17 protein-coding genes are annotated in these 16,635 nt (G+C 64.0%); 10 read left to right on the plus strand and 7 right to left on the minus strand.

From position 1 onward, the window contains the following. Nucleotides 1–34: 34 nt before the first annotated feature. Nucleotides 35–1,036, minus strand: a complete 1,002-nt coding sequence (locus JVX98_RS05630) for a LacI family DNA-binding transcriptional regulator (protein ID WP_192450141.1) — start codon at nucleotides 1,034–1,036, stop codon at nucleotides 35–37. A 294-nt stretch (nucleotides 1,037–1,330) separates the two neighbouring features. On the opposite strand from JVX98_RS05630, the gene JVX98_RS05635 reads away from it, so the two are divergent. From JVX98_RS05635 to JVX98_RS05650, 4 genes are all read left to right on the plus strand, one after another. Continuing rightward, nucleotides 1,331–2,263 (plus strand): sugar ABC transporter substrate-binding protein, encoded by a 933-nt coding sequence (locus JVX98_RS05635; RefSeq protein WP_205236092.1) that lies wholly within the window; start codon nucleotides 1,331–1,333, stop codon nucleotides 2,261–2,263. 114 nt (nucleotides 2,264–2,377) lie between these two features. After that, nucleotides 2,378–3,943, plus strand: coding sequence for a sugar ABC transporter ATP-binding protein (locus JVX98_RS05640; protein WP_371826497.1), 1,566 nt, complete (start codon nucleotides 2,378–2,380; stop codon nucleotides 3,941–3,943). A 1-nt stretch (nucleotide 3,944) separates the two neighbouring features. Further along, nucleotides 3,945–4,958 carry an ABC transporter permease gene (locus JVX98_RS05645; RefSeq protein WP_205236093.1) on the plus strand — a complete coding sequence of 338 codons (1,014 nt, stop codon included), beginning with the start codon at nucleotides 3,945–3,947 and terminating at the stop codon, nucleotides 4,956–4,958. A 146-nt stretch (nucleotides 4,959–5,104) separates the two neighbouring features. After that, a complete protein-coding gene (locus tag JVX98_RS05650) occupies nucleotides 5,105–5,581 on the plus strand; it encodes an RbsD/FucU family protein (RefSeq protein ID WP_205236094.1) in 477 nt (158 codons plus the stop codon). A gap of 40 nt (nucleotides 5,582–5,621) precedes the next feature. Here JVX98_RS05650 and JVX98_RS05655 read toward each other — a convergent pair whose 3' ends face one another. From JVX98_RS05655 to JVX98_RS05670, 4 genes are all read right to left on the minus strand, one after another. Then, nucleotides 5,622–6,668 (minus strand): glutathione synthetase, encoded by a 1,047-nt coding sequence (locus JVX98_RS05655; protein ID WP_205236095.1) that lies wholly within the window; start codon nucleotides 6,666–6,668, stop codon nucleotides 5,622–5,624. 8 nt (nucleotides 6,669–6,676) lie between these two features. Continuing rightward, nucleotides 6,677–8,554 carry a flavohemoglobin expression-modulating QEGLA motif protein gene (locus tag JVX98_RS05660; RefSeq protein WP_205236096.1) on the minus strand — a complete coding sequence of 626 codons (1,878 nt, stop codon included), beginning with the start codon at nucleotides 8,552–8,554 and terminating at the stop codon, nucleotides 6,677–6,679. After that, a complete protein-coding gene (locus tag JVX98_RS05665) occupies nucleotides 8,551–9,375 on the minus strand; it encodes an N-formylglutamate amidohydrolase (RefSeq protein ID WP_205236097.1) in 825 nt (274 codons plus the stop codon). Before JVX98_RS05665 ends, JVX98_RS05660 begins: the two co-directional genes overlap by 4 nt. Nucleotides 9,376–9,506: 131 nt before the next feature. Further along, nucleotides 9,507–10,406 (minus strand): LysR substrate-binding domain-containing protein, encoded by a 900-nt coding sequence (locus JVX98_RS05670; RefSeq protein WP_205236098.1) that lies wholly within the window; start codon nucleotides 10,404–10,406, stop codon nucleotides 9,507–9,509. Between the two features lie 15 nt (nucleotides 10,407–10,421). Between JVX98_RS05670 and JVX98_RS05675 the strand changes: the two genes are divergently transcribed. From JVX98_RS05675 to JVX98_RS05685, 3 genes are all read left to right on the plus strand, one after another. Next, entirely contained in the window at nucleotides 10,422–10,706 is a 285-nt protein-coding gene (locus tag JVX98_RS05675; RefSeq protein ID WP_246764804.1) for a hypothetical protein, read from the plus strand. Between the two features lie 229 nt (nucleotides 10,707–10,935). After that, complete coding sequence (locus JVX98_RS05680) at nucleotides 10,936–11,151, plus strand: hypothetical protein (protein ID WP_371742633.1); 216 nt, start codon at nucleotides 10,936–10,938, stop codon at nucleotides 11,149–11,151. A 68-nt stretch (nucleotides 11,152–11,219) separates the two neighbouring features. Continuing rightward, on the plus strand, nucleotides 11,220–11,816 hold the full coding sequence (locus JVX98_RS05685) for a nitroreductase family protein (RefSeq protein ID WP_205237002.1): 597 nt from the start codon (nucleotides 11,220–11,222) through the stop codon (nucleotides 11,814–11,816). Nucleotides 11,817–11,865: 49 nt separating this feature from the next. Here JVX98_RS05685 and JVX98_RS05690 read toward each other — a convergent pair whose 3' ends face one another. Continuing rightward, nucleotides 11,866–12,183, minus strand: a complete 318-nt coding sequence (locus JVX98_RS05690) for a potassium channel family protein (protein WP_192450149.1) — start codon at nucleotides 12,181–12,183, stop codon at nucleotides 11,866–11,868. A 410-nt stretch (nucleotides 12,184–12,593) separates the two neighbouring features. Between JVX98_RS05690 and JVX98_RS05695 the strand changes: the two genes are divergently transcribed. Then, nucleotides 12,594–14,153 (plus strand): SulP family inorganic anion transporter, encoded by a 1,560-nt coding sequence (locus JVX98_RS05695; RefSeq protein WP_205236099.1) that lies wholly within the window; start codon nucleotides 12,594–12,596, stop codon nucleotides 14,151–14,153. A gap of 214 nt (nucleotides 14,154–14,367) precedes the next feature. Here the strand turns inward: JVX98_RS05695 and JVX98_RS05700 are convergent, their stop codons facing one another. Continuing rightward, a complete protein-coding gene (locus tag JVX98_RS05700) occupies nucleotides 14,368–14,802 on the minus strand; it encodes a GFA family protein (protein ID WP_205236100.1) in 435 nt (144 codons plus the stop codon). A 280-nt stretch (nucleotides 14,803–15,082) separates the two neighbouring features. Here JVX98_RS05700 and JVX98_RS05705 point away from each other — a divergent pair, with 280 nt between their 5' ends. Continuing rightward, nucleotides 15,083–15,607, plus strand: coding sequence for an RNA polymerase sigma factor (locus JVX98_RS05705; protein ID WP_205236101.1), 525 nt, complete (start codon nucleotides 15,083–15,085; stop codon nucleotides 15,605–15,607). Continuing rightward, nucleotides 15,607–16,545: a FecR family protein gene (locus JVX98_RS05710; RefSeq protein ID WP_205236102.1), complete on the plus strand. Its 939-nt coding sequence runs from the start codon at nucleotides 15,607–15,609 to the stop codon at nucleotides 16,543–16,545. The genes JVX98_RS05705 and JVX98_RS05710 overlap by 1 nt, the downstream gene beginning before the upstream one ends. Nucleotides 16,546–16,635 lie beyond the last annotated feature (90 nt).

Below are 16,635 nucleotides of genomic sequence, written 5' to 3' on the forward strand. Positions count from 1 at the left end.
GCAGCAACACCCCGTATCGCGAGGCGCCGTGATCTCAGCGCGTTGAGGGCGCAGCGCACGAGCCGCGTTTCATCAGCTTTGGCTGCAGCTTGTATTCTTCCTGCAGCGCATGGCTGCCGAGCACGCCTTCAAGCGCGAGCCGTGCGATCTCGTCGATCGGCTGGCGAATGGTGGTGAGCCGCGGCAGCACCAGCGAGGCCAGCGGAATGTCGTCGAAGCCAACGATCGAAAGGTCGTTCGGAACCCGAAGCCCCATGTCGTCGGCAGCGCGCAACAGGCCGATCGCCTGCTGGTCGCTGGCGGTGGCGATCGCCGTCGGGCGGGTTGCTTCGGACTGCGTCAGCAGCTGCTTACCAAGTTCTTCGCCCGAGCGGTAATCGAAGTGGCCTTCGACGATCTGCGGCTGAACGTAGTCGCCGGGGTGGCTCTTTCGGAATTCGTCGAGCCGTTGAACGAAGCCGCCGCGGCGCTCGCCGGAGACCTCGGTCGTGCCGGGACCGCTGATGTAGCCGAGCCGACGATGGCCGAGCGAAAGCAGATGGTCCGCGGCCAGATAACCGCCCTGACGGTTGTCGACGGAGACGAGCGCATGGCCGCTCAAGGGTCGGTCGACGGTCACTGTTCGCGTGCGCGACGCCAGCCCGTCGGCAAGGCTGTTGCTGACCGGCACGAGGATCAACCCGGCCGGCAATCGTCCGAGCAGGGTTTCGATCTGCTGCTTCTCTGCGTCCGGGTCGTCATGGGTGTTGGCAAGCAGCACCGAGTAGCCCTCGGCGGACGCCAGCATCTCCACCTGTTTGGCAAGCTCGGCAAAGAAGGGGTTGGTGATGTCGGGCACGACGAGGCCGATGATGTCGGTCTTGGCGAGCCTGAGGCTGCGGCCGAGAATGTTCGGCCGGTAGCCGATCGCGTCGATTGTCGCTTCGACCTTTGCCCTGATGTCCTCGCTCACCGTCTTGTTCTTGGCAAGCACACGCGAAACCGTGCCGACAGAGACGCCGGCGCGCTGTGCAACATCCTTGATCGTCGGGTTCAAACGTTGCCTCCCACTTACGCATGTGCGACCGGCGACAAGCGAAAATCGCGCGCCAGATCAAAGTCTTGCACCAGCGACCGCAGGTTCGCCCGACGGCGCTGGTCTTCCTCTTAAATCAGAGAATGCCGCGAACGGGTAGCAGCTTCCAGCACAATTTTCTTTTTGATGAAACGTTTCATATTGACAGCTATGCCGCCTTTCTATCTTCTAAAGCTCGAAGCGGACCACGTATACTCATGCGATGAAACGTTTCATTGATGGTTGGAGGACCATCTTTTCACCGGAGGAGAACCCATGAAATTTTCCCTGTACGCATCTATCGTCGCACTTACCGTTGCCACCGCATTGCCGACGCTTGCCATGGCGGCCGATAAACCCGTCGTCGGCCTCGTCATGAAGTCGCTGGCCAACGACTTCTTCAAGAACATGCTGGAAGGCGCCGAGGCGCATGCCAAGAAGCGTGGCGACTACGAACTCAAAGCCATCGGCATGCAGAACGAGACCGATTTCGAGAGCCAGTTGAACGGTGTCGAGAACTTCATCACGCAAGGCGTGGACGCGATCGTGATTGCGCCGGCCGACTCCCGCGCCATGGTCGCGCCGCTGAAGAAGGCGATGGATGCGGGCATTGTCGTCATCAATTTCGACGTTTCGCTCGACGAGCAGGCAAAGAAGGACGCCGGCGTCGATCTGGCCTTCGTTGGCCCTGACAACCGCGGTGGCGCCAAGATGGTCGGTGATGCGCTCGCCAAGGATCTCGGCGCCGGCGGCAAGGTCGTGATCCTCGAGGGCAATCCGGGCGCGGACAATGCGGCACAGCGCAAGCTCGGCTTCGAGGATGCGATCGCGGCCGGCAAGCTCGATCTTCTCGATTCCCGCACGGCGCATTGGGAAACGGAAGAGGCCAATTCCGTCTTCTCGACCATGCTGACGGCGCATCCCGATATCCAGGGTGTGCTCGCCGCCAACGATTCCATGGCGATCGGTGTTGTCAAGGCGCTGGACGCGGCAGGCCGCAACGACATCAAGGTCGTCGGCTTCGACAATGTGCCGGCGGTCGCGCCCATGCTGAAGGACGGCAAGCTTTTGGCAACGGTCGACCAGTTCGGTTCGCAGATGGCGGCGAACGCCATCGACAAGGCGCTCGAAGTCGTGGCCGGCGGTCCCAAGCTCGAAGGCTGGGTGAAGACCGACATCGAGCTCGTGACCAAGGACAACGTGAAATAACCCTGAGACCGCGCGTGCGCACCGGGCAGCGCCCGGTGCGCTTCGGCAAGGACAGCATCCGCCGCAAGCCAATGGTTCGCGTGCGCGATTGCTGCGTTTCAAAAGGGCTAGGTCATGATGAACACGCAAACCGTGAAGGCGGAAGCGGCCGGCGTTTGGATGCCGCCGGTTCTGGAACTGCACGATGTTAAAAAGGCCTTCGGTGGCACCAAGGCACTGAACGGCGTCAGCCTCTCCATTCAGCCGGGCGAGGTGCACGGTCTCATCGGCGAGAACGGTGCCGGCAAATCGACTTTGATCAAGGTTCTCTGCGGTATCGTCCGTCCGGACGAGGGCGCAATCAATCTCGCGGGCCGGCCTTACGCGCCGGCAACACCCCGCGAAGCCAAGGCCAACGGCCTCCAGGTGGTGCACCAGGAATTCAACCTTCTGCCCCATCTGTCGGTGGCGGAAAACATCTTCATCGAGCATCTGCCGCGCAACGCCTTCGGCGTCGTCAGACGGCAGGAGATGCATGCCGGCGCACGAGCCGCACTCGACGCCATTGGCCTCAGCGACATAGACGTGCGTTGGCCGGTCTCGCGCCTCGGCATCGCCCACCGACAGTTGGTCGAGGTGGCGCGCGCGCTGATGACGGAAAGCCGTATCCTCATACTCGACGAACCGACGGCGACGCTGACGTCGCGCGAAACCGAGCGGCTGTTCAATATCGTCAGCGACCTTCGCAGTCGCGGCGTCTCGATCGTCTTCGTCTCGCATCATCTCGACGAGGTCTTCCGCATCTGCGACCGGGTGACGGTGTTGCGCAACGGTGAGACAGTGTTCTCGCGGTCGATCGCCGAGACCAATCAGGACGAACTGGTGCGCGCCATGGTGGGCCGCAAGCTGCAGCAGCAGATGGCGAGCGAAGTGGTCTCGTTTGCTCGGCCGGCACAAGCGTTGTCGCTTAACCGGTTTCGGCCGCTGCAATCGCCGCACGCCGAGGGCATTTCACTTGAACTGCACAGGGGCGAAATCCTGGGGATCGCCGGGCTTGTCGGCTCCGGTCGCACCGAGCTACTGCGGGCGATCGCGGCCGCTCAACTGCCGCTCTCCGGCGAGCTCTTCCTTGAGGGGAACCGCGCCGCCTTCCGCTCGCCGCGCGAGGCGATCAATGCCGGTATCGGCTTCGTGACCGAGGACCGAAAGGAGGAAGGTCTGATCCTCAACATGCCGATTTCGGCCAATGTCACGCTCGCGTCCCTCTCGGACGTCTCGCGTGCTGGCATTCTCGACAGGGGGGCGGAAATCGAAGTGACGGAACGGCTCGGCGCCGAGCTCAAGCTGAAATATGGCGGCCCCGGCAAGAATGCTGCGACGCTCTCGGGCGGCAACCAGCAGAAGGTGGTGCTCGCCAAATGGCTGGCACGCAACCCGAAGGTCCTGTTGCTCGACGAGCCGACACGCGGCGTCGACGTCGGCGCCAAGGCGGAGATTTATGCCCTGATCCGCCAGTTCGCCGAACGCGGCTTGGCGTTGTTGATCGTCTCGTCCGAGCTGCCGGAACTGATGACCCTCTCGGACCGCATCCTCGTGATGTCGCAGCACCGTGTCGTCGGCGAGCTGTCGCGGCCGGAATTCTCCGAAGAACGTATCCTGCAATTTGCCTACCAGGGCGAGCAGCAACAGGTGAGGCAGTAAGATGCAAGCACTCGAAAAGACACAATCCGGCGAAACCATCGACACGCGCCGGCTTTCGGGCTGGTCGCCGAAGGTGCTCCTGCGCGACGCCGGCATCGGCTTGGCGCTCCTGCTTCTGCTCGTCTTCTTCTCGGTCTCGACCGAGCATTTCCTGACGGCCAACAACGTCTCCAACATCCTGACGCAGATCACCATCAACCTGATCCTCGCCGTCGGCATGACATTCGTCATCCTGATCGGCGGCATTGATCTCTCCGTCGGCTCGATGCTCGCCTTCTGCGCCGTCGTCGGCGGCACGGTGCTGACGATCCCCGATCTCTCGGTGTTTCAGGCGGTCGCGCTGGCAACGCTCGCCGCTGTCGGCACCGGCGTCGTCTGTGGTTTCCTCAATGGCTGGATCAGCGCCTTCTGGGGGCTGCCTTCCTTCATCGTCACGCTCGGCATGCTCAATATCGCCCGCGGTGCAGCACTTCAGGTGACGGATGCGCGCACGATCTATTCGTTTCCGCCGAGCTTCAACGCCTTCGGCTCGCAGATGATCTTCGGCATCCCCGTCGTCTTCCTGATCGCGCTGCTGCTCGTCGCGATCGCCTGGTTCGTGCTGTCGAAGACGGTGTTCGGCCGGCTGCTCTATGGCATCGGCAACAACGAAGAGGCGGTGCGTCTCGCCGGCCATTCGCTGATGTTCTACAAGGTGGCGGCCTTCACGATTGCCGGCGCGCTCGTCGGCATTGCGGCCATGGTCTACATGGCCCGCCTCAACATCGCGAGCCCGATCATCGGCATCGGCTTCGAGCTGAACGCGATCGCCGCCGTCATCATCGGCGGCACCAGCCTCAACGGCGGCCGTGGTACTGTGATCGGCACGCTGCTAGGCGCCTGCATCACCGGGGTGCTTGCCAACGGCCTCATCCTGTTCGGGCTCAGCGACTTCATGCGCCAGATGATAACAGGCGTCGTCATCATCCTTGCTGTCATCATCGACAAGTATCGCGAGCGGCTGACCGGCATCTAGGACCTGGGGCCACCGTGCGGGCGGATCGTTGCCCGCCACGACGGACGAGACACGGTGAAGGACAGGGTGGTCGGGTCGATGGACCCGCCCGCGGGGATTTCTGCGGCTTAGCTTTCACCGCAGAAGCAAATGGGAAGGTTAGGCTGATGCTCAAGAACATCGATCCGGCACTGAACGCCGACGTGCTGCACGCGCTGCGCTCAATGGGACATGGAGACCGGATCGCGATCGTTGATGCGAATTTTCCCGCCGACACCATCGCCCGCCACACCCGGCTCGGTCTGCCGTTGCACATTGCGAATGTCTCGGCCGCGCGTGCGGTGCGCGCCATCCTATCCGTCATGCCGCTCGACACGCCGCTGCAGCCTTCGGCGGCGCGGTTGACGCCGGACGGGGCGGCGGGCGAGCTGCCGGAGGTGCAGCGCGAGGTGCAGGCCGAGGTCGCGCGCGCGGATGGTCCTCTTTCGAAGATGTATGCGATCGAGCGTTTCGCCTTCCACGAGGAAGCCAAGCGCGCCTATTGCGTCATCGTCACGGGCGAGGCGCGCCGCTTCGGCAGCTTCCTCTTCACCAAGGGCGTAGTGTCGCCAGCCAGCCACTGGGACGAGACCGTCGCCGGGTGAGAGCCACCTTGGGATAGTCGGCGGTGGCGAGCACCACCGATCAAAGGGTCGCAAGTTCCCGATTGGAAAGCACGCCATCATTGGCGCGCCTTATCTCGACCTTCCGTTCGAGCTCCGCGACGATGTCTTCGCTGAACTCGATCGAGGTCAGCTCGGCGATCTCCGGCAGGGCGCCGGGCGTGAAGACATTGACCTCAACCAGCTTGTCGCCGACGACGTCGAGGCCGACCAGGAACATGCCGTCGCGCACCAGCTTGGGGCGCATCTCCTCGGCGACGGCGAGCATCGCCGGGGTGACGACGGCGGCGACAGGCCGGCCGTTGACATGCATGTTGGAGCGCAGCTCGCCTTCCGCCGGAACGCGCCGCACGGCGGCGTAGGTGTCGCCGCGCTTGAGCGGCCGGCCGTTCATCAGGAACAGGCGGACATCGCCTTCCGTCGCCGCCGGCAGGTACTCCTGCGCGATCACATAGCCCATCTCGCTGACGGCCTCGAAGATCTGGTTGAGGTTCGTTTCATGGCTGGAACCGACCTTGAAGACGTTCTTGCCGCCGGAGCCCTGCAACGGCTTCAGGATGACGCCCTCGGGATGGGCGTCGAGGAAGGACCGGACCTCCTCCATGTGCTTCGTGATCAGCGTGGTCGGACGGACGACCTCGGGAAAACCCTGCAGATAGAGCTTGTTTTGTGCTGCGGCCAATCCGTCCGGATCGTTGACGACGATCGCGCCGCGCTCGGCGGCGAGCCGCCCGAAGATGATGCCGGCCTGGGCCGCCCAGGGCCGTGTGGCGGCGTCCTCCGAAGGGTCGTTGCGCAGAAAGAGGATCTGTATATCCGTAATGTCCAGGACCTCGCGCCGCGTCGCATCACCCCGCAGTGCCGCAATGAAGGTTTCAGCCTTGCGCGGCTTTGCCGTTCCGAGAGAAAGCGCATGGACGGTCAGTCGGCCGTCGGGTGTCAGAACGAAATCGCCGGGCGTAAGGTAGACGATCTCATGGCCGCGGGCGAGGGCGGCGAGTGCCAGCGACGTCGTCGCATAGAACGTCTCTTCGCCCTCGATGGAGTTGACGAGAAAGGCAATGCGCATTCGGTTTCCTACTCTGCGATCAAGTCGAGCGGGGACAGTCCCCCTTGGGCTCGCTGAAGTCGGTCGCGCGCTTTGACCTCATCGAGAAAGATAGGGCGGAGCGCTGCGGCACCAAGGAGGCCGCGCAGGCTGAGCTCCTGGATCGCGCTGAAATGCGAGGCGGCGATCTTGCCCATCCAAAACGGTTCGAGACTGCCGCCGCGGGCCAGATGATCGAGAAGCTGCAACAGGCCGCGCAGGTAGATCGCGTCCTTGACCAGCCCGCCGCCGCGATAGATGCGCAGCGTGATGTTGAAGGCTTCGGCGGCGGTAAAGCCATGTCCGTCGACGAGCAGCCGGTAGGTCTGCGGAAAGGGTGCGCCGTCGAGCATGGCGACGCAGCCGACGACCCGTGCTGCCAGCACGCGCAACCGGTCGATCGTCATGCCGGCGCTCAGATATTCGGCAAAAACAGCGAGCCCCTCCTGCATGCCTTCGTAACCGGCCAGTCCGGAGCGGAGGATACGCAGTCCCTGGGCAGAACCGTTGAAATAGGTCAGCAGATGCACGCCGATCTCGTGGTTGAGCAGCGCCTCGACGCGATCGGCGTCGAGCGCGGAACTCCTGGCAATCAAAAGCTGGCCGCGCGAAACGAGCAGGCCGGCCGGCAGGTCGTCGCGGATGTCGATGGAGGCGGAAAAATCGGCCGACTGGCGCCGATAGGCCGTTATCATCGCCTGGGCGCGCTCCCTTATGTACTCGCAATCGCGCCTGTCGGCGCGAGATGACGGGGCGTCGGGATCGGGCGCCGTGCGTGCCAGGATTTCGGAGGCGGCGTCATGAAGCGTGGCTTCCACCGGGCCGTACAGGGCGCGGCCGAACTCGACGAAGGTGCGGGTTTCCCGCGCCGAGATCATCGACAGCTGCAGGTCGACCTCCTGCTGCTTTTCCCGGTAGAGGGCATAGAGCAGCGGATCTTCCAGGTGTTCGAAATTGAGCGAGAAGAGCTTCCGTTTGGCCGTCTCGATCTGCAGCGTCAGCGGGCGGTAGTAGAGGCGCGGGCTCTTGGAGAAGCCGCCTGAGGCGAACTCCGCCCAGGCGGCTTCCGCGTTGATGGGGGTCACTGCCAGCAGGAAGTCGAAGCTCGACGCGATCTCGTCGATGCCGCGGTCGGCGCGCACGACGGCATCGACGAAGGCCTTTCGGCCGAAAGCGCGGTGCGTCGGCAGTCGAAAATCGTCCGATTTTGCGCGGGCGAAAGCGGCAACGGCTCTCAGCCCAGCGTCGAAGACGCTCGCGACCAGCCGCTCGCGCAGTTGCGGATAGATGCGGCGCGTTCCCGGCTCGCAGTAGATCGGCGCGAAGCGCACCGTCAGATGCGGATAGTCGGGCACAAGCGCCTTTCGGCCTGTCGTCGTCGGGCGCTCGACGAGCGTCACATGCGGCGTGCGGAACTTGCCTTCGATCGTCGCCGCCGTCTCGATCAAGGCCTTGGCGGCGACCTGTTCGGCGGCGCGCGCGCCGGCGACCACCTCGATCAAGAAGGGCGGAAGGAAGGGTGCGTCCTTGGCGGGCGGATCGTCGCTTTCCAGCTCGCCGAATTCGAGCACGATGAACAGGCCGAGACGCTGTTCGATCACCCGCCCGACACGTTCGATGATTGCGGCGGCGATATCAATATCGGGCGCCAGCAGATAGGCGGCGTTCGCCTGGGCGATGTCGCGCGCCACCGGCTGCTGGTGCCCGGCGGCGATGTGCACGCAAAGGAAGGGAACGAGGCGGTCGATGTGCAGCCGCCCACCCTCGCCGAAGTCCCGCCGGACGGCGCGGCCCTCCGTCAGCCGGCCGATGGCTTCGTCGAGCCAGACCGGAGCCGAACTTGTGGGTGCCGCTTTCTCCTCCGTCATCGCTGCCTCGCCAGCGTTTCGGTCAGGATCGGGACGAGCGAGCAGATCAGCGTCCGCAGTGAACGAAGCGCCTCGATATCCGGCTTGCCGGTCCACTCGTCCATGAAGGTCTTCTTGAGTTCGATCGCGATCGCACAGCCGGTCTCGGGAAAATGCTCGTGGATGAAGCGCGTCTGCTCTCCGCGCCCCTGGAAGGCGACGTTCTCGCGCACATCCACGGGTCGGCCGTCGATACGCGCGCCCCTGAGCACCGACATCAGCGTATCGATAACACCGGCCCACCTGGCTCGATCCATCGAGGCGGTGCCGATGTTGATTTCCGGGGCTTGGTCGGCGGCCGTGGGCGCGGCCTCCGGTCCCTGTCGCCGGTGGTTGTAGCTGTGCATGTCGAGCACGATGAAGCGACCGTGGCGGCGCTCGATCGCCGCCAGCATGGCATGCAGCATGGCATAGTATTCGTCGTGGACGGCGAGGGACGCCTCGATCATCTCCACGGGCGGATGTTCCCGCCAGACGGAAAGGCCCCAGGCTTGCGCCGGTTGAAGATAGACCGCGCCCGTGCGGGCCCGGTTGAGATCGACTTCGAAGCGGGACCTGTGAACGACGATGCGGTTGGCAAGATCGCGGATGACGAATTCCGTGTACGGATCCTCCTCGCGCAGCCGTTCCTCGTCCGTCAGGGCGGTGAGCGCGCGGGCGTCGCCGCGCATTGCATGCCCGTTGTGGATCGCGGTGCCGACGATCGGCCCGTCGCCGCGTTGCACGGTCCACCAGGTGGTTTCGCTGGCTGAGCGGAACTGTTCCGTCGGCTCGCTTGGCATCTTCGCTCCGGCACTCCCTCGCTCTGGTCGCTACGGGGATGCAACTCCCCGGTGGCCCGAAGGGTTCCGGAGCCGAGGAAAATTCCCGGGGGCCGTCGAGACGCAAGATCACTCTGCTCCGACAGCCGTCTTCACCCTTTTTGCTGGCCGATCTCGCCGAGAATCCACTGTCGGAAGGCGCTGATTTTCGGGGAGTTTCGCCGGTTTTCCGGATAGACCAGCCAATAGGCCTGGCTTTCGTCGCACAGCAGATCGAAGGGTTGGATCAGGCGCCCGTCGGCAAGTTCCGCGGCAAAGAAGGCCGGCGTCAGGATCGCCACGCCCTGTCCGGCGGTCGCCGCATTCCCCTCATAGACCTGGGCGCCCATGCTGGCGCCGGGCCGGCTCGCAAGCCCTTCCACTGGCACGTTGGCGGCGGCAAACCACCGCGCCCACCAGGGATCGCCGGGGTCGAGAAGCGGCAGCTGCAGCAGGTCGGCCGGTTCCTTCACGCCGCCGATGCTGGCCGCAAGGCCCGGGCTCAGCATCGGTGAAAAGTCGGCGTCGATCAGACGGTGGGCCGCGAGTCCCGGCCACGCGCCGCGGCCCGAGCGGATGCCGATATCGACCTCCTCGCGGCTGAAGTCGACGAGATGCGGCTCGGTCTGAAGGCGCACGGCAAGCGAGGGGTGGGCGATCTGAAACGAGCCGAGGCGCCGCGCCAGCCAGTTGGAGGCAAAGGTCGCGATCGTGCTGATGACCAGCGTTCCCTGGGCGCCGCCGCGCGCGTTCACATAGGCTTCGCTGAGCTGCTCGAAAACCTGCGTCACCACGGGGGCGAGCCGCTGGCCGACCTCGGTGAGCGCGATCTGGCGCGGGCGGCGCAGGAACAGCGGCGCGCCGAGCCGATCTTCGAGCACCTTGATCTGATAGCTCACTGCGGCTTGCGTCATGCCGAGTTCGCTTGCGGCGTTGGTGAAGCTTCCATGGCGCGCGACCGCCTCGAAGACGCGTATCGCCGTCAATGGTGGGAGCGGAAGTGTCTTATGCATTAAATGGCCTTATGCATGGTGACCGATATTCGATTGGAAGTTGATGCCGCCACAACCATTTTCAAGGTCCGTCCATTAGACGGATTGATGAAGAGGATGACGGCTATGACAACCATTCAAGTACGTAGTTTTTCGTCGACAAACGATTTTTCCGTCGGTTCCTGGCTGGCGTTCCTGTTCGCGAGGAAGAGCCGGACGACCGATGTCGTCGACGTCAGGGATCTGTCGGATCACCTGAAGCGGGATATGGGCTTTCTCGACGGCAACCGCCCCGAGGGGCACGACCTCCCGACCACGTGATTTCGCCCGCCCGTATGATTTCGCCCTACCGGATGATTTCGAAAGACCCGGGCGGACCTCCCACCGCCCGGGTCTTTTCATGCCCGCGACGCGTCGTTGTCGTCGGGGAGCAGTTTTCCACGACCCGCCTGCTCTTTGGGTCAGAATTCCTTTAATCTACTAGTTAAGTGGATAATCTCGGTAATGTCCGGTCGACGCAGCTTTGCGGCGGCCGCCTGAGATGAGGTCCATGATGAGCATGCTGCGGCAATATGAGCGTTTGAGTGCGATCCGCGAGGTCCTGCAGGGCCGGCTGGAACTGCACGAGGCACGCGATTGTTTTGGTTTCGAGGATATCGAGGATGGCACGGTCCACGAACTCAAGGACCGTATCGCCGAACTCTCCGAGGAGATTTCGACCTTGAAAAGCCGCTGCGATCGCTATCAAAGCTTCGGCCGTCGGTGATCAAACCCGCCAACAATGACCCCAAGTGACGGCGGAACGCCGTCGATGAATGGAACATCCCCATGACATTGCATGTGAATTCCCGCGTCGCAGATTATGCGATCAACCCGCTTTTCCTCGAGCGCTGGTCTCCGCGCGCCTATTCGGGTGCCGAGATCTCCGAGTCCGAACTGCTTCAGATTCTCGAGGCTGCCCGCTGGGCGCCGTCCGCCTACAATGCCCAGCCTTGGCATTTCGTCTATGCGCGCCGCGGCGGCGAAGGCTGGGAGAGCCTGCTCGGCCTCCTCAACGAATTCAACCGGAGCTGGGCGGCGGAGGCCTCGGCGCTGATCTTCGTGCTGTCGAAGACCTCTCTGCTGCCGCCGGGCGCCAGCGAGGAAGTGCCGTCCTACACCCATTCCTTCGACGCCGGTGCCGCTTGGGGTGCGCTGGCGCTGCAGGCCGCCCATTCCGGCTGGCAGGCGCACGGCATGGCCGGTCTCGACTATGAGCGAGCGCGCGCCGAGCTTGGCGTGCCGGAGAACTTCCGGATCGAAGCGGCCGTCGCGATCGGGCGCCTCGGCGACAAGGCGCTGCTGCCGCAAGCGCTGCAGCAGCGCGAGCAGCCTAGCCCGCGCAAGGCGCTGTCGGAGATCGTATCGGAAGGCCGGTTCGTCGCTGGCTGATCCGTGAAACCAGGTACCGCGGGGAGGTGGGGCTTGCCGGCCCGACCTCTCAGGGGTCGTCGCTCTCATCCCGGCTGGTCTCGTTCAGCGCCTGCACGGTGACAGCTGCCACGAGGCCGGTCAGGACGATGCCGGAAAAGCCGATCACCAGTGCCAGTACCCGCGCGCTCAGATGCTTGGGCGTGATGTCGCCATAGCCGATGGTCAGGCCCGTGACGAAGGTGAAGTAAAGCGCCTCGTCGAGCCGCCAGTCTTCGATACGCCAGATGATGATGCCGGCCCCTACCATCACGATCAGGATCGCCGAGAAGATCGGCCAAAGCAGCTGAAGCTGCTGGTAGAGATTGAAGAAAAATCGGCGTCGCATTCTTTTCGTCTGCCGCCGGCGTTGAGACTCTGCCACCGCATTCCTCCCTCTCGCGGGTAGGCCCGATGCGACCACGCCCTCGTGACGCTCCACCCCTGGCCCGTTTCCCGTCGGCGAAATCCCCTCTCGACGCGAGCTGCCGTGATCAGGATAGACCTGAGTCGGGACGGCTTCCAGCGCCCGTTTTGCCAGTCGGCAGGTAAGGTACGATGCGGACAATTGCATTTCTTGCAACCGCTTTGGCCGAGTGTTATCGATTTAGAATAATCTCATGAATCTCCTGCCGCAGGAGGATCCCGTTGGCATCGCATGAGCATTCACTTGCCGGCGACGGCCGCGGCCTCTCCGCGGGCCTGCGGCTCGACGTGATCGCAGGTCTGACGGCCGCTGCCCTGGTCCTGCCCTAGGCGATGGCCTATGCCACGGTCGCGGGCCTGCCGGTCAGCGTCGGTCTCTACACCGCCTTCGTGCCGATGATCATCTATGCGCTTCTCGGCACCTCCCGCGTCCTGAGCGTTTCATCGACCACCACCCTTGCGATCCTCGCCGGCACGCAGCTCGGCCTTGCCGTCCCCGACGGCGATCCCGCCAAGCTCCTGACGGCAACCGCGACGCTGACCGCCCTGACCGGCGCGCTTCTCTTCCTCGCATCGCTGCTGCGCTTCGGCTTCGTCGCCAACTTCATCTCGTCGCCGGTGCTGATCGGGTTCAAGGCCGGCATCGGCCTCGTCATCGTGCTCGATCAGGTGCCGAAGCTGCTCGGCATCCACATTACCAAGGAAGGCTTCTTCCGCGATATCCTCAGCATCGCCGGCCACCTGTCCGAGACCTCGATGCTCACGCTCGCGATCGCCGCCGCGGCGCTGGTGGCGCTGCTGGCGATGGAACGGCTCTGGCCGCATTCGCCGGCGCCGCTTCTGGCCGTGGCCGCTGCCATCGCGCTTTCCTGGTTTGCCGGGCTGCAGGCGCTCGGCGTCTCCACCGTCGGCTTCATCCCGCAATCGCTGCCGTCGCTGACGCTTCCGAGCCTCGGTCTTGTCCAGGAACTGTTGCCGGGCGCGCTCGGCATCGCGTTGATGAGCTTCACCGAAACCATTGCCGCCGGCCGCGCCTTTGCCGCGCCGTCTGATCCGCCGATCCGGGCGAACCGGGAATTGCTGGCAACGGGTGCTGCCAATTTCGCGGGCGCTTTCTTCGGCGCCATGAGCGCCGGCGGCGGTACGTCGCAGACCGCCGTGGTGCGGGCTGTCGGCGGCCACAGCCAGATGGCGTCGCTGGTCACCGCGGCGGCCGCGGCGGCGACCATGCTGGTGCTGGCGCCGCTGCTCGGTCTGCTGCCGCAGGCCGTCCTTGCGGCCATCGTCATCGTCTACTCGGTCGGGCTCATCAAACCGGCGGATTTCCTCTCCGTCCGCAAGGTCCGGCTGATGGAGTTTCACTGGGCGCTGGCCGCCTTCCTCGGCGTGCTCTTCTTCGGCACGCTGCAGGGCATCATCGTCGCGATCGTGCTGTCCTTCATCGGGCTCGCGCGCCAGGCGGCCTCGGCAAAGGTCTATGTCGTCGGGCGCAAGCGCGGAACCGATCGGCTGCGGCCGCTCTCGCCCGAGCACCCCGATGATGAGACCTTCGAGGGGTTGCTGATCATCCGCCCGGAGGGCCGGCTCTTCTTCGCCAATGCCCAGCAGGTGGCGGACCAGGCGCAGATGCTGGTCGCGCAGCAGAAGCCAAGGGTGCTCGTGCTCGACATGAGCCGGGTGATCGACATCGAATATTCGGCGCTTCAGATGATGATGGAGGGCGAGCGGCGCATCAGCGGGCAGGGCGTTACCGTCTGGCTGTCCGAACTGAACCCGGATGTGCTCGCCTATGTGCGCGCATCCGGCTTTGCCGACCAACTCGGCCCCGACCGCCTGTTCGTCAACACCCGCACGGCGCTGCAGCATCATCTGGCCGGCACCGCGCCGGCCTAAGCAATTCCAGGAAAAGTGCGCAGCGGTTTTCCGTCCGGAATTGCGGGGCAGGAAAGCCAATTCCAGGAAAAGTGCGCAGCGGTTTTCCGTCCGGAATTGCGGAGCAGGAAAACCAATCCCAGGAAAGTGCGCAGCGGTTTTCCGTCCGGAATTGCGCGATAGGAAGGCGAGTTCCAGGAAAAGTGCGCAGCGGTCTTCCGTGCGAATTTGCGCTCTATTCCGCCATCATCTCGCCCGTTCCGCCGAAGGCCGGCGGGAAGTCGCGATATTTCGGCAGGCCGTCCTTCATCGGCAGCACCGTATCCTGATAGTTGACGTGCAGCATCGGTTTGAAGGCCAGCGACGGGATTGCCGCGGCAAAGACGTCGGTGACACCCCAGAGCGGATGCTCGGTCATGAGATGGCCGCCGCAGGCCTTGCACCATTTGCGTACGCTCGTTGCCGTCTTCTGGTAGCCGACGAGATTGTCCGCACCCTTGACGATCTTGACCTTTTCCGGTGGCCAGAGCGTGAAGGCGTTGACCGGACCTGCCGACCAGCTGCGGCAGGAACTGCAATGGCAATAGCCCATGGCGGCCGGATCGCCGCTCACTTCGATCTCGACTGCGCCGCAGAAGCACTTTCCGTTGAGGCTGCCGTTTCCTGCCATGACTTTCTCCTTTCGGCTCTTGTCACCCGGAAATCTGGCTCTAGCGGATCACCGGCGTGAACCCTGACTGAGGGTCTCACTCTGAGCCCTGAGGTCAACGCCTCCTTTCGAGCTAGTTGCATTGCCGGCGGTTTTGGAAATAAAAGATGAGTACAATACTCATATTTGTTGTGTGTGCTGCGAGGACACGCTAATGAACGCCGGCGCTGCCTCGTGCGCGCCGCGCCATGTCTCTCATCTTCGCTCTGCCGACGGCTCCGGATCGGCCCTGAAAATTGTCATGCCAGAGAAATCAGCTTCGCATTTGATGCTCGACGACGCGATTGTGGCCTACTACGACGAGCTCTGCGCGATGACGCGGCGACGTGGTCACCAGGCGGCCACCGCAAACGAGGTCGTGCACGAGCTTTATGTCCGGCTGGTCGATCGGCGCACGCCGCTTGAGGGCAAGTCTTCGCTGAGGGCGTTCCTGCGCCGCGCCTGCGCCAATCTCGGCATCGACCGGCTGCGGCGCGACCGTTTCGAGCTCAAGCTCTTCTCCGGTAGCGAAGAAGACGCCCTGGCGGTCGCCAGCGATATCGCCGCACCCGACGCCAACATCGATCTTCCCCGGCGGCTGACGATCCTGAAGAGAGCGATCATGGAGATGTCGCTGCAGCGGCGGCGCGTCTTTCTCGCAAGCCGCATCGGCAACCTCACCTCGGACGAAATCGCCATGCGCACGGGGATCAGCCGCAACATGGTCTACCGCCATCTGCGCAAGGCCTATCTGCATTGCCTCGACCGGCTGGAGGAGGTGTTGTGATGGCGCGTGACAGGCGGGTGCGCGAGCAGGCGGTGGACTGGCTGGTCCGCCTGACGGGCGATCCCGGCGATGAAGCGTTGCGGCTCGCCTTCGAACGCTGGCGCGCGGAGGATCCTGCCCATGCCGAGATTTTTGCCCGCGCCCAAAGGGCGATCGGCGACGCATCGCTCTTGATCCGGCGCGAACCGGAATTTGCCCAAAAGGCTGTGACAGCGACCGGGACGCGGCGAAAAACCGTAACCGCGCTCGCGGCCGTCGTAACCATCGGCGCCTGCCTCTTTCTTGCGCTCGACGGCCCCATGTGGGTGCGGGCGGACGTCATCGCGGGCAAGGGCGAACGGCCGATCCTTGCGCTTGAGGATGGCTCGACCTTGCAGCTCAACGCCCAGTCGGCCGTCGCCTATCAGTTCAATTCCGCCGAGCGGCGGATCGTACTGCTGCGTGGCGAGGCCTTCGTCCAGGTCGCAGCCGACAGCAGCCGACCCTTTGTCGTCGAGGCTGGAGGCGGCACGACGACCGCACTGGGCACTGCATTCGACGTCAATCTTACCGACGACGGCACCAGCGTCACCGTGATCGAACACGCGGTATCGGTCGCGACCGACGCGGCGATGCTGCCGCGCCGCATGGCGGTCAACGAGCAGGTCCGCTACGACCATGACGGCCGGCTCGGCGATATCACCCCGATCGATCCGTTCGTGGCGGCAGCATGGCGACAGGGGCGCCTGGTCTTCGAGGAACGCACGATCGCCTCGGTCGTCGAGGAAATCGGGCGCTACGTTCCCGGCAAGATCCTGATCGCCGATGCCGGCGTCGGCGCCAGGCAGGTCTCCGGCAGCTTCGATCTCTCCGATCCTGTCGGCGCATTGCAAGGTCTTGCCGAAGCCTTCGACGTCAAGGTCACCCGGATTGGACCCTACGTCACGATCCTTCGCTAAAAAAAATCGAGGACAGGTATCCCTGAACCGGCACCTCGTTCGTCCAGAAACCAGACCCCGGCCGTTTCGGCCATCTCTCTGTCTGGAACC

The organism is Ensifer sp. PDNC004, from assembly GCF_016919405.1.
Classification (GTDB): Bacteria; Pseudomonadota; Alphaproteobacteria; order Rhizobiales; family Rhizobiaceae; genus Ensifer.